Source organism: Streptomyces sp. NPDC046870, from assembly GCF_040704595.1.
GTDB classification, from domain to species: domain Bacteria; phylum Actinomycetota; class Actinomycetes; order Streptomycetales; family Streptomycetaceae; genus Streptomyces; species Streptomyces argyrophylli.
Genome location: NZ_JBEYXM010000003.1, coordinates 434,637 through 447,906, shown reverse-complemented (window position 1 = coordinate 447,906; position 13,270 = coordinate 434,637). Strand labels below are relative to the sequence as shown.

Sequence of the window (13,270 nt, the reverse complement as noted above, 5' to 3'; positions counted from 1 at the left end):
GCCGGCACCGGCCCCTTGTCGAGCGTGAAGCACCGCGGCCGTCGCCGACGCCTCGCCACGAGCCACCCCGAGGCCGCCCCTGTCACCGACGCCCCCGCCGATGTCTCCGGGCGCCCGGAGACCGGCCCAGGCCGGCGCCCCGGAACCCGGCTCTCGTCCGCGTGCGGCTCAGCCGCGGCGTCCGCGGCCCCGGCCCTTGCGGCCCTGTTCCTCGCCGTCGCCCTGGTCGCCGTACTGCCCCTCGTCGTACGAGCCCAGCAGTTCGTCGGCCAGCGTGGGCAGGTCGTCCAGCGGGGTCTCCTCGGCCCAGTCGGGGCGCGGCCGGCGGCGGGGCGTGCCGTCCGCGCCGAGCTGCGGCATCTCGCGCGTGCGCGGCTCGGAGCCGTCGGGGCCCGCGGCGGGCCGCTCGTCCCGGAAGAAACCGGGCGGCACCCGGTCCGACGGGGCGTCGTCCCGTACGGGCGGCAGCGCGGTCTCGTCCGCCGCGCCCGGAGCCACCGACGGCAGCTCGGCCGTCTCGTCGGCGGACACCGGCGGCAGCACGGCCGTCTCCTCCGCGGCCGACGGCACCCGCGGCAGCACGGCGGTCTCGTCGGCCGGCCCCGTGGCCGCCGGCGGCTGCGGCAGCTCGGCGGTCACCTCGGAGTCGGTGTGGACACCCCGTGCGTCACGGCCGTCGCGGGAGTCACGCTCCTCACGCACCGGACGCAGCACCGTCGTCTCCTCGTCCGTGCCCCGCGTGTCCGTCCCGCGCGCGGCCGCTTCCGCCGAGACCACCGGCGTCGGCACCGTGACCGCGTCCGGGACCACCCGCGGCGCCGCCGGCGGGGGCGTGCTGGGCCTGCGGGCCGCCGCGTCGGCCGCCGCCGCGGCCTCGGCGGCCTGCCGACGGGCCTCCTCGGCACGCAGCAGGGCCTCCTCGGCCTTGCGCTGGGCCTCCAGACGACGGGCCTCCTCCTCGGCACGCAGCCGGGCCTGACGGGCCTCTTCCTCGGCGCGCCGGCGGGCCTCCTCCTCGGCCTCCTTGCGGCGCCGCTCCTCCTCGGCCCGGCGGCGGGCCTCCTCCTCCGCGCGCGCCTGCTCCTCGGCGAGCAGCCGCTGCCGCTCCTCCTCCGCGCGCCGGCGGGCCTCCTCGGCCCGCTGCCGGGCCTCCTCCGCCTGCCGTTCGGCCTCGCGCCGCTGCGCCTCCTCCAGCTCGCGCCGCTTGCGCTCCTCCTCCTCGGCGCGCAACTTGGCCAGCTGCTCCTGGCGCTCGCGCTCCAGGCGCTCCTCCTCGGCCTTGCGGGCGGCCTCTTCCTCGGCCTTGCGGCGGGCCTCCTCCTCGGCCTTCCTGCGGGCTTCCTCCTGGGCCTTGATCTCGGCCTCGGACAGCGGCAGCACGACATCCAGCCGGTGCCGGATCACGGTGGTGACGGCCTCGGGCTCCTGTCCGGCGTCCACGACCAGGTAGCGCCCGGGGTCGGAGGCGGCCAGCGTGAGGAAACCGGCCCGCACGCGCGCGTGGAACTCCGCGGGCTCCGACTCCAGCCGGTCCGGTGCCTCGGTGAACCGCTCGCGGGCGGTCTCCGGGGAGACGTCCAGCAGGACGGTCAGGTGCGGGACGAGTCCGTTGGTGGCCCAGCGGTTGATACGGGCGATCTCGGTCGGGGACAGGTCGCGTCCGGCGCCCTGGTAGGCGACGGAGGAGTCGATGTAGCGGTCGGTGATCACCACCGCGCCACGCTCCAGGGCGGGTCGTACGACGGTGTCGACGTGCTCGGCGCGGTCGGCGGCGTACAGCAGCGCCTCCGCGCGGTGCGACAGGCCCGCCGACGAGACGTCCAGCAGGATCGAGCGCAGCCGCTTGCCCACCGGGGTGGCGCCGGGCTCGCGGGTGAGCACCACCTCGTGGCCCTTGGCGCGGATCCACTCGGCGAGCGCCTCGGCCTGGGTGGACTTGCCGGCGCCGTCGCCGCCCTCGAGGGCGATGAAGAAGCCGTTGGCCGCCGGCGCGGTGTCCGGGTCGTCGCCGCCCAGCAGGGCGTCCCTGAGGTCTTGCCGCAGCGGCACGCCGGAGCGGTCGTCGACCTTGGCGAGCACCAGCGCGGCCACCGGCAGCAGCAGCGCGCCGACCAGCATGAGGGTGAAGGCCGCACCGCCGTGCGCGAAGACGAACCTGCCGTTCTCCAGCCGGTGCGGGCCGATCAGGGCCGCGACCAGGGGCGCGATCAGGGCGCCGAGCGCTATGAAGACGCGGACCATGGCGTGCAGGTGCTCGGTGGTGCGCGCCCGGCGGGAGTCCTCGGTCTCCTGGTCGAGCAGGGTGTGCCCGGTGTTGGCGGCCACGCCCGCGCCGACGCCGGCGAGCGTGACGATCAGCAGCACCGTGGTGACGTCCGGGACCAGCCCGGCCGCCAGCAGCGCGATGCCCGTGACGGCGATGGCCAGGGCCAGCAGACGGCGGCGGGAGAGCGAGGGCAGCAGTGTGGGGGCGGTGCGGATGCCGAGGGCGACACCGCCGGTCAGGCCCAGTACCAGCAGGCCGTACAGCACGGGGCCGCCGCCCAGGTCCTTGGCGTGCAGCACGCACACCGAGACGGCCGCCGCGATGGCGCCGGCGACCCCGGCGCAGGCCGGGACGAGCAGCGGGATGGCGCCCGTACGGCCCTTGTCGACGCCGGTGCCGGTGCGCGGGCGGCGCAGCCCCTCCAGCGGGGACCGCGCGCGCGGGGTGCGCGTGACGGGCAGCTCCAGGTAGGTCAGCACGGCCAGCGAGGCCGCGAACAGGCCCGCCGCCACGTACGACCCGAGGGCCGCCTGGTGCTGGTCGAACCAGGCCACGCCGGTGCCCAGCAGGTTGTTCAGCAGGGCGGCGACGACCAGGGCTGCGGCGGCCAGCGGCACCGCCAGGAAGGTCGTCCGCAGCGACAGGCGGCGCAGCGCGTCCAGGTGGTCCGGCAGCGGCCGTACCGTCGCGCCCTCCGGCGGCGGGGCCGGCAGCAGGGCCGGGGCGGCGCTCTCCCGGCAGACGGTCCACAGCCGCTCGGCGACACCCGTGACGAAGGCGGTGACGAGCAGGACGGCCGGCGCGTTGTCCGGCGTCCAGTCGATCCACAGGGGGGCGACGATCAGCAGCGCCGCGCGCAGGCCGTCGGCGCCGACCATGGTCCAGCGCCGGTCGAGCGGGCCTTCCGGGGTGGTGAGTGAGGTCAGCGGGCCGAGGAGGACGGCGCCGAAGAGCAGCGCGGCGACGACGCGCGCGGCGAAGACCGTCGCCACCGCGAGCGCCACGCCCCGGTAGCCGCCGCCGAAGGTTCCCTCGGCGATCGCCGACTGGAGGACCAGGAGGACGAGGACGAGGAGGGACAGGATGTCGCCGACACCGCTCACCAGCTGCGCGCTCCACAGGCGCCTCAGCTGCGGTCGGCGCAGCAGGGAGCGGACGGCGCGCTCGCGGGAGTCGGCGACCAGGGCGTCGTCCGGTGCTGTGGTCTGGGCCGTCGGCTGCTCGGCTCGCGTCATGCGTTCAGCCTATCCGCAGCCGCCGACACCACACCTCGCGTGTCCGGGCATGCGCGCGCCCCGGCACCGCGGGGGTGCCGGGGCGTTGACGTCGGTGGCCCGACGGCGGGTCAGTCCTCCGCGCCGGAGGCCGTCGCCTTGGACGCCGTCGCCTTCTTGGCGGTGGTCTTCTTGGCGGTCGTCTTCTTCGCGGCGGCCGTGGTCTTCTTCGCGGCCGTCTTCTTGGCGGCGGTCTTCTTCGCCGGGGCGGTCTTCTTCGCCGCCGCCTTCTTCGCGGTCTTCTTGGCGGGACTCTTCGCGCGCTTCTCGGCGAGCAGCTCGAATCCACGCTCAGGAGTGATCGCTTCGACGCTGTCGCCGGAGCGCAGTGTCGCGTTGGTCTCGCCGTCGGTGACGTACGGGCCGAAGCGGCCGTCCTTGACCACGACCGGCTTGCCGGAGACCGGGTCCTCGCCCAGCTCCTTCAGCGGCGGCTTGGCGGCCGCCCGGCCCCGCTGCTTCGGCTGGGCGTAGATCGCCTGCGCCTCCTCCAGCGTGATCGTGAAGAGCTGGTCCTCGGACTGCAGCGAGCGCGAGTCCGTGCCCTTCTTCAGGTACGGGCCGTAGCGGCCGTTCTGCGCGGTGATCTCCTGGCCGTCCGCGTCGGTGCCGACGACACGCGGCAGCGACATCAGCCTCAGTGCGTCGTCCAGCGTCACCGTGTCGAGCGACATGGACTTGAACAGCGAGGCCGTGCGCGGCTTGACCGCGTTCTTGCCGGTCTTCGGGGTGCCCTCGGGGAGGACCTCGGTGACGTACGGGCCGTAGCGGCCGGCCTTGGCGACGATCTGGTGGCCGGTGGCCGGGTCGGTGCCCAGCTCGAAGTCGCCGCTGGGCTTGGCCAGCAGCTCCTCGGCCAGCTCGACGGTCAGCTCGTCCGGTGCCAGGTCGTCCGGGATGTCGGCGCGCTGGTGCTGCTCGGTGTCCTTCTCGCCGCGCTCGATGTACGGGCCGTAGCGGCCGACGCGGAGCACGATGTCGTTGCCGACCGGGAACGACGACACCTCGCGCGCGTCGATCGCGCCCAGGTCGGTCACCAGCTCCTTGAGGCCGCCGAGGTGGTCGCCGTCGCCGTTGCCGGCGTCGGCCGCACCGCCCGTGGCCATTCCCTCGCCGAAGTAGAAGCGCTTCAGCCACGGCACGGCCTTGGCCTCACCGGCCGCGATGCGGTCGAGGTCGTCCTCCATCCTGGCGGTGAAGTCGTAGTCGACGAGCCGCCCGAAGTGCTTCTCCAGGAGGTTCACCACGGCGAACGACAGGAACGACGGCACCAGGGCCGTGCCCTTCTTGAAGACGTAGCCGCGGTCCAGGATCGTGCCGATGATCGACGCGTACGTCGACGGGCGGCCGATCTCCCGCTCTTCCAGCTCCTTGACCAGGGAGGCCTCGGTGTAGCGGGCCGGGGGCTTGGTGGCGTGGCCGTCGACCGTGATCTCCTCGGCGGACAGCGCGTCGCCCTCGGCGACCTGCGGCAGCCGGCGCTCGCGGTCGTCCAGCTCGGCGTTCGGGTCGTCGGCACCCTCGACGTACGCCTTCAGGAAGCCGTGGAAGGTGATCGTCTTGCCGGAGGCGCTGAACTCGACGTCCCGGCCGTCGGCGGCGGTGCCGCCGATCTTCACGGTCACGCTGTTGCCGGTCGCGTCCTTCATCTGGGAGGCGACGGTCCGCTTCCAGATCAGCTCGTACAGCTTGAACTGGTCACCGGTCAGGCCGGTCTCCGCGGGCGTGCGGAAACGATCACCCGACGGACGGATCGCCTCGTGCGCCTCCTGGGCGTTCTTGACCTTGGCGGCGTAGGTGCGCGGCTGCGGCGGCAGGTAGTCGGCGCCGTACAGCTGCGTGACCTGGGCGCGGGCGGCGGAGACCGCCGTGTCGCTCAGGGTCGTGGAGTCCGTACGCATGTACGTGATGTAGCCGTTCTCGTACAGCTTCTGGGCGATCTGCATGGTCGCCTTGGCGCCGAAGCCCAGCTTGCGGCTGGCCTCCTGCTGGAGCGTCGTCGTACGGAACGGGGCGTACGGCGAGCGGCGGTACGGCTTGGACTCGACGGACCGCACGGAGAAGCGGGTGTCCTCCAGGGCGGCGGCGAGGGCGCGGGCGGTCGCCTCGTCGAGGTGGAGGATGTTCTCGCTCTTGAGCTGTCCCAGGGAGTCGAAGTCGCGGCCCTGCGCGACCCGCCGGCCGTCGACGGTCTGCAGGCGGGCGACCAGCGACGACGGGTCCGACGGATCCCCCGCGCGGCCGGTGGCGAAGGTGCCCGTCAGGTCCCAGTACTCGGCGGAACGAAAAGCGATGCGCTCGCGTTCCCGCTCCACGACGAGTCGTGTGGCGACGGACTGCACGCGTCCGGCCGACAGCCGGGGCATGACCTTCTTCCACAGCACCGGGGAGACCTCGTAGCCGTAGAGGCGGTCGAGGATGCGGCGGGTCTCCTGGGCGTCGACCAGCTTCTGGTTGAGCTGGCGCGGGTTGGCGACGGCCTCGCGGATCGCGTCCTTGGTGATCTCGTGGAACACCATGCGCTTGACCGGGATCTTCGGCTTCAGGACCTCCTGGAGGTGCCAGGCGATCGCCTCGCCCTCCCGGTCCTCGTCGGTGGCGAGGAACAGCTCGTCGGAGTCCTTCAGCAGGTCCTTGAGCTTCTTGACCTGCGCCTTCTTGTCAGCGTTGATCACATAGATCGGCTGGAAGTCATGGTCGACGTCCACACCGAGGCGCCGGACCTCGCCGGTGTACTTCTCGGGCACCTCGGCGGCGCCGTTGGGAAGGTCACGGATGTGCCCGACGCTCGCTTCGACGACGTATCCGGGGCCGAGGTAGCCCTTGATCGTCTTCGCCTTGGCAGGCGACTCGACGATGACGAGTCGGCGGCCGCCCTGTGCGGTCTCGCTGGTCGGGGACAACTTCGCTCTTCTCTCCGGTCGACGCTGGGGCCTCCCCAGGCCTTGGTCCCGGGGTCGCGGCGTACTGCTGGCACGTGTGACGCTGCGGAGTGTGACGCTACATCCCGCCCTCGTGTCAAACGGGAAAAGCCCACAACGGCCACTCGAACGGTAACCCGACTACCGCCATTCCTGCCGCCCGGACTGCCCGTCCGCCCCCGCGATCATGTCCGGAGCGTGATGCTCCCCTTACCCGCCGGACAGGGCGACGACCCGTCTCAGAGCCGGGTCAGGCAGTACACGGCGAGGCTCAGCGCGAGCGCCGCGGACAGGCTCGCGACGGCGGCGGATGCGACCCGGCTCACACCGAGGGCCACCGGTTCCCGGCGCCGCAGACGCGTGCCGGTCCATGCCAGCAGACCGGCCCCGAACAGGGCGAACACCACTCCCGCGAAGATCGCCGGTCCGCTCTCCATCGCCCGAGCGCCCCTTCCCTGCCGTCGGCTGTGCCCAGCGCCGGGAGGGTGGCACGCCCGGGAGGCGGGCGGGCGACATCGGGGTGAACGGAAGACCCCCGGCCATTCGAACGCACGCTCGAACGAGAGGGGCGCGAACCCGGTGCCGATAATTTTTCCGGCCGTTTTCGGGAAGCGGCTCGGCGCCGCCCTCTACCGGCAACCTCGCCGGGCCCGTGCCCCCGGCATACGACGACGCGCGCGCCGCGATCGGAAGATGATCCGACCGCGCCTACGACGGCACGGGCACCCGGCGCCTACGACGGCACCGGCACCCGGCGTACGGCACCTGCCCGCACCGCCCTCGCCCCCGCCTGTCAGCAGGCGCCGCCAGACGCCTCGGCACCGCTCGGGGCGGGGCGCTCCCGGCCCGCCCGTGTCCGCTCAGCCCGCCGGCTCCAGGAAGCCCTGCTCCACGAGCAGCCGGATCTGCGCGGGCGTACGGTCGCGGAGCACCACCGGGTCCTCGCCGACGAGCTGCGCGATGGCGTCCAGGATGCGGCCCGCGCTCAGCGTGCCGTCGCACACCCCCGCGAACCCGGCACCGACCGTGTCCACCTTCGTCGCCCGGCGCATCCCGCGGTGCTGGCGCAGCACCACATGCTCCGGGTCCTCGGCGCCGGGCAGCCCGACCTGCTCCTGGACCACCTCGGGGACGAGCTTGAAGCGGCTGTCCAGCAGCGCCGCGTCGTCGTGCTCCCGAAGGTAGTCGAGCCGCTCGAAGTGCGCCCGGATCGTCTCCCCGAGCGGCTGTTCGACCGGGTGCGGCCACTCCTCCACGGTGACGACGGGCTCGGCGGAGCCGGTCCTGCGCAGGGTGATCCAGCCGAAGCCGACCGCCCTGACCTTGCGCGCCTCGAACTCGTCGAGCCAGGCGTCGTAGCGCACCTGGTACTCCGCCGGATCCCCGCGGTGGTCACCGGCGTCCCGCAGCCACAGCTCGGCGTACTGCGTGACGTCCTGCACCTCGCGCTGCACGATCCAGGCATCGCACCCGCGCGGCACCCACGACCTGAGTCTGTCCTGCCAGTCCTCCCCCGCCACGTGCTGCCAGTTCGCGAGGAACTGCGCGAACCCGCCCTCGTTCAGCCGTTCCCCCGCTCCCTGAACGAGCGAGCGGCACAGATCGTCCCCGCCCATGCCACCGTCCCGGTACGTCAGCCGGGCGCGCGGGGAGATCACGAACGGCGGGTTGGAGACGATCAGGTCGAACGTCTCGTCGTCCCGGACCGGTTCGAACAGCGAGCCCTCGCGCAGGTCGGCCGCGGGCGCCCCGGAGAGCGCCAGCGTGAGCGCCGTGATGTGCAGCGCGCGCGGGTTGAGGTCGGTCGCCGTCACGCGCGTGGCGTGCTGTGCGGCGTGCAGCGCCTGGATGCCGGACCCGGTGCCGAGGTCCAGTGCGGCGGCGACGGGGGTGCGGACGGTGATGCCGGCGAGGGTCGTCGAGGCGCCGCCGACGCCCAGGACGACACCCTCGTCGCGCTGTCCGATGCCGCCGGCCCCGCCGACCGCGCAGCCGAGGTCCGAGACGATGAACCAGTCCTCGCCCCCGGGGCCGCCGTACGGCCGTACGTCCACGGTCGCGGCCACCTCGTCCGCGCCCACACGCCTGAGCCAGCCGGCCTCCACCGCCTCCTCGACCGGCACAACGGCCGCCACGCGCGCGTGGGGCACCGGTTGCTGGAGCAGGAACAGCCGCACGAGCGTCTCCAGCGGCGTGTCGCCACGGGTCGCCCGGAGAGCGGGCACGGTCTCGCTGCGGGCCAGCGCCGCGTACGCGGGCGCGCCGAGCAGGTCGAGCAGCCCGTCGGCGGTGAAGGAGGCGGCCAGCAGGGCGTCCCTCAGGCGCGCGGCGATGTCGGGCCGGTCGGAAACGGGCAGGGGAGCGGGTCCTGAGTCAGTCACGCCCCCATTGTGGCCCGCTACGCCCGCGCGGGGCCGACCGGCGGCGCCTGCGCGGGCCGACTCGTGGCGGGCTGCGTAGGCCCACTCTTGACGGCTGCGTGGGCCCACTCACGGCGACCGCCTGGAGCCCGGCTCTCGACGACTGCGCGCGCCGGCTCACGTCCGCTGCCCGGAGCCGGCCCGGCGCGGACCGTTCGCCGACGTCAGCCGTTGTCGCTGACGTCAGCCGCAGGCCCGCCGACGTCAGCCGCAGGCCCGCCGACGTCAGCCGGCCGTCGTCGACGCCGTCGGCTGTGCGGAGCCGGAGGCCGCGACCTTGCAGCTGGGCTGCTCGGCCATCGCCTCCTTGACGTCGCCGCTCTCCAGCCGCTTCAGCGCCTGCGTGCCGCTGTCGCTCTGCTTGCCGACCTCCTTGGTCTGCAGGGCGACCTCCTTCAGGCCCTTGGCGAACTTGCCCTGGTCCTTGGTGTTGAGCCCGTCGACCTTCTTCTTCAGGTCGGCGTACGAGGTGGAGAGGCCGGCGAGGTTCTTGGCGGCGTCCTGCTGGAGCTTGGCGCCGCCGTCGATCCCGGGGGGCGCTCCGGCACTGTCGAGGGCGTCGGCGAGCGACTTGTAGCCCTCGGCCATGTCCTGGAAGGCGGCCGCGTACGTCTTCTGGGCGTCCTTGGGCGGGAGGTTGGTGTCCGTGGCGATGGCCGCGATGGAAGCGTTGGCCGACCTGATCTTCGCGTCCTGCGCGGGCACCGCGTCGCAGACCGTCTTGGCCCAGGACACCAGCTTGGGGTCGGGCCCCTTGTCACCGCCGTCGCTGCACCCGGACACCGCCACCATCAGTACCGCACCGCCGGACAGTGCGGCCGCGAGCTTCTTGTTCACCGGATTGGTCCCTTCCATGGCTCTCGGCCCCCGGAATCTACACGGCGGACGCACTCACTCCCCTTGCCGGGGGAGGCATAAGTCAGGTTTTGTGATCTTTTGCGCCCTGGGAGAGAAGGCTCACGGCATGGGCGAGCCCACAGACGACGGATGGGCGGGCGGCGTCTGCACACGCCGCCCGCCCACCCGCTTGAGCAGGGCCTTTCCTGTCTCGGCCCGGGGTGGGGCCGCCCCGCCTACGACACCACCGCGGCGTCCGGCGGGTTGGCGACCCGCCCGGCGCTGTCCTCGTCCCCGACGGCGATCCCGCGCCGCTTGGAGATGTAGACCGACACGACGATCACCAGCAGCGCGAGGATGGCGATCCCGATCCGCACGCCGAGGTTCTTGTCGTCGCCGTAGGAGAACTTGATCACTGCCGGTGCGATGAGCAGCGAGACCAGGTTCATGACCTTCAGCAACGGGTTGATCGCGGGTCCGGCGGTGTCCTTGAACGGGTCGCCGACCGTGTCCCCGATCACCGTGGCCGCGTGGGCCTCGCTGCCCTTGCCGCCGTGGTTGCCGTCCTCGACGAGCTTCTTGGCGTTGTCCCAGGCACCGCCGGAGTTGGCGAGGAACACCGCCATCAGCGTGCCCGCGCCGATCGCGCCGGCCAGGTAGGAGCCGAGCGCGCCGACCCCGAGCGTGAACCCGATGAAGATCGGCGCCATGACGGCGAGCAGGCCGGGCGTGGCCAGCTCCCGCAGGGCGTCCTTGGTGCAGATGTCGACGACCTTGCCGTACTCGGGCTTCTCGCTGAAGTCCATGATCCCGGGCTTCTCACGGAACTGCCGCCGCACCTCGAACACCACCGAACCCGCCGAACGCGACACCGCGTTGATGGCCAGTCCGGAGAAGAGGAAGACGACCGCGGCGCCCGCGATGAGGCCGACGAGGTTGTTGGGCTGCGAGATGTCCAGGGACAGGCTGAGCGGCGACCCCGGCCCGGTGAGCTTCGCGCCGACGTCCTGCACGTTGGTGGTGATCGCGTCGCGGTACGACCCGAACAGCGCCGACGCGGCGAGGACGGCGGTGGCGATGGCGATGCCCTTGGTGATGGCCTTGGTGGTGTTGCCGACCGCGTCCAGGTTGGTGAGCACCTGCGCGCCCGCCCCCTCGACGTCGCCGGACATCTCGGCGATGCCCTGCGCGTTGTCGGAGACCGGCCCGAAGGTGTCCATGGCGACGATCACGCCGACCGTGGTGAGCAGGCCCGTGCCGGCCAGCGCGACCGCGAACAGCGCCAGCATGATCGACGTACCGCCGAGCAGGAACGCGCCGTACACCCCGAGCCCGATGAGCAGCGCGGTGTAGACGGCGGACTCCAGGCCCACCGAGATGCCGGAGAGGACGACGGTGGCCGGGCCGGTGAGGGAGGTCTTGCCGATGTCCCGCACCGGACGGCGGCTGGTCTCGGTGAAGTAGCCGGTCAGCTGCTGGATGACGGCGGCGAGCAGGATGCCGATGGCCACCGCGACCAGCGCGAGGATGCGCGGATCGCCGTCCTTGCCCTTGATCGCCGCGTCGGTGACGCCGTCGAGGCCGGAGTACGTCGACGGCAGGTAGACGAAGACGGCGATCGCGACCAGTGCCAGCGAGATCACCGCGGAGATGAAGAAGCCGCGGTTGATCGCCGACATGCCGCTGCGGTCGGCCCGGCGGGGGGCGACCGCGAAGATGCCGATCATCGCCGTGATCACCCCGATGGCGGGCACCAGCAGCGGGAACGCCAGCCCGGAGTCGCCGAAGGCGGCCTTGCCGAGGATCAGCGCGGCCACCAGGGTCACGGCGTACGACTCGAACAGGTCGGCCGCCATGCCCGCGCAGTCGCCGACGTTGTCGCCCACGTTGTCGGCGATGGTCGCGGCATTGCGCGGGTCGTCCTCAGGAATGCCCTGTTCGACCTTGCCGACCAGGTCGGCGCCGACGTCGGCGGCCTTGGTGAAGATGCCGCCGCCCACCCGCATGAACATCGCGATCAGGGCGGCGCCGAGGCCGAAGCCCTCCAGCACCTTCGGAGCGTCGGCCGCGTACACCAGCACCACACAGGAGGCGCCCAGCAGGCCGAGCCCCACCGTGAACATGCCGACGACACCGCCCGTGCGAAATGCGATCTTCATCGCCTTGTGGGAAACGGTGGTGAGATCCTTTTCCGGCTCGCCTTGCGCCGGGGTCGCTTCCCGGGCCGCCGCGGCGACCCGCACATTGCTGCGTACGGCGAGCCACATGCCGATATAGCCGGTGGCCGCCGAGAACGCCGCTCCGATCAGGAAGAACACCGACCGGCCGGCCCGCTGATTCCAGTCGTCCGCGGGCAGCAGCATGAGCAGGAAGAAGACGACGACGGCGAATACGCCGAGCGTGCGCAACTGCCGGGCGAGATACGCCTTGGCACCTTCCTGGACCGCCTCGGCGATCTTCTTCATGCTGTCGGTGCCCTCGCCGGCCGCCAGCACCTGGCGGACCAGGATCCCCGCGACCACCAGCGCGGCCAGGGCGACCGCCGCGATGACGGCCACGATGATCCGGTTGTCGTCGGTCAGGACCGCGGCCGCGAGGGACGTGGAGTGACCCGACTGAGGAGTGAAAAGCCCCGCCATTCGTCCTCCTTGACGCTTGGGCTGAGCTCAAGATGTGGACGGATTCTAGGTACCGCCGTGTGATCTAAACAGGGGACGGTAAACGGAATTGGCCTGCGTGTACATACAGCGGACCAGAACGATGTAATGCCCCAAAGCCATTGTCGGCCACCCGGGCACTTGATCAAATTACCATGGTTTTGATCGTGAATTCGTTCACGAATTCCATAGTGCCAGGGAAAACACGGCAGGGGCCCTGCTCGGCAGGGCCCCTGTGCGCTTGTCGGGTGGTTGTGACGGCTACGGCCAGTCGGGTGAGACGGGTCGTGTGAGACCGGCCGGCCGGCCGGGAGGGTGTGATCAGACGCCCTGAATCAGGCGGGCGGAATCAGGCGAGCGGATGGGCGGAGGTTCAGGCGAGCGCCGCGGCCGGCGGCGCGGTCGGCCAGGTCATGCGGATCAGGCCGCCGTTCTGCCCGGTGCTGACCTCCACGTCGTCGACGAGGCCGCTGATGACCGCGAGGCCCATCTCGTCCTCCTCGACCTCCGCCTCGGCCTCCTGCCCCGCGCCGGGCGTGTCCCCGCCCGGGGCGGCATGCGGCGCCTCGTCGCCGACCTCGATGGAGAACTGTTTCTCCTCTTCGATCAGCGCCACCTTCACCGGCGCCGTGACACCGCTGATCTGGTGCAGTCCGACAGCGCGGGAGCAGGCCTCGCCCACGGCGAGCCGTACCTCGTCCAGGACGGCCTCGTCCACTCCGGCCCTGCGCGCCACCGCTGCCGCCACCAGCCGGGCGGTCCTGACGTGCTCGGGCAGCGCGCTGAAGCGGAGTTCGACGGTGGCCATGCATCCCCCTCGCGACTACGGGCGTGCGGTCGGGGGCGGGGCCGCCGAGCGCCCACACCCCCCGGTGTACATAGGTGCCCCGGGCCG

Annotated in this window: 7 protein-coding genes; all 7 read right to left on the bottom strand. The window is 72.4% G+C overall.

The annotated features are described in order from the left end of the window. Nucleotides 1-168: 168 nt before the first annotated feature. The 7 genes from tmk to AB0946_RS10515 all read right to left on the bottom strand — a co-directional run bounded on the left by tmk (nucleotide 169) and on the right by AB0946_RS10515 (nucleotide 13,183). Nucleotides 169-3,501 carry a dTMP kinase gene (gene tmk, locus AB0946_RS10545; RefSeq protein ID WP_366760177.1) on the bottom strand — a complete coding sequence of 1,111 codons (3,333 nt, stop codon included), beginning with the start codon at nucleotides 3,499-3,501 and terminating at the stop codon, nucleotides 169-171. A 110-nt stretch (nucleotides 3,502-3,611) separates the two neighbouring features. Continuing rightward, a complete protein-coding gene (topA, locus tag AB0946_RS10540; protein WP_366760176.1) occupies nucleotides 3,612-6,443 on the bottom strand; it encodes a type I DNA topoisomerase in 2,832 nt (943 codons plus the stop codon). Nucleotides 6,444-6,700: 257 nt separating this feature from the next. After that, nucleotides 6,701-6,898 carry a hypothetical protein gene (locus tag AB0946_RS10535; RefSeq protein ID WP_366760175.1) on the bottom strand — a complete coding sequence of 66 codons (198 nt, stop codon included), beginning with the start codon at nucleotides 6,896-6,898 and terminating at the stop codon, nucleotides 6,701-6,703. Between the two features lie 423 nt (nucleotides 6,899-7,321). Further along, nucleotides 7,322-8,842 (bottom strand): class I SAM-dependent methyltransferase, encoded by a 1,521-nt coding sequence (locus AB0946_RS10530; RefSeq protein WP_366760174.1) that lies wholly within the window; start codon nucleotides 8,840-8,842, stop codon nucleotides 7,322-7,324. A 264-nt stretch (nucleotides 8,843-9,106) separates the two neighbouring features. After that, on the bottom strand, nucleotides 9,107-9,736 hold the full coding sequence (locus AB0946_RS10525; protein WP_366760173.1) for a small secreted protein: 630 nt from the start codon (nucleotides 9,734-9,736) through the stop codon (nucleotides 9,107-9,109). A 218-nt stretch (nucleotides 9,737-9,954) separates the two neighbouring features. Next, complete coding sequence (locus tag AB0946_RS10520; protein WP_366760172.1) at nucleotides 9,955-12,357, bottom strand: sodium-translocating pyrophosphatase; 2,403 nt, start codon at nucleotides 12,355-12,357, stop codon at nucleotides 9,955-9,957. 391 nt (nucleotides 12,358-12,748) lie between these two features. After that, the gene (locus tag AB0946_RS10515) at nucleotides 12,749-13,183 is read right to left on the bottom strand and encodes an ATP-binding protein (protein WP_366760171.1); all 435 of its coding nucleotides are present in this window, start codon (nucleotides 13,181-13,183) and stop codon (nucleotides 12,749-12,751) included. Between the last annotated feature and the right edge of the window lie 87 nt (nucleotides 13,184-13,270).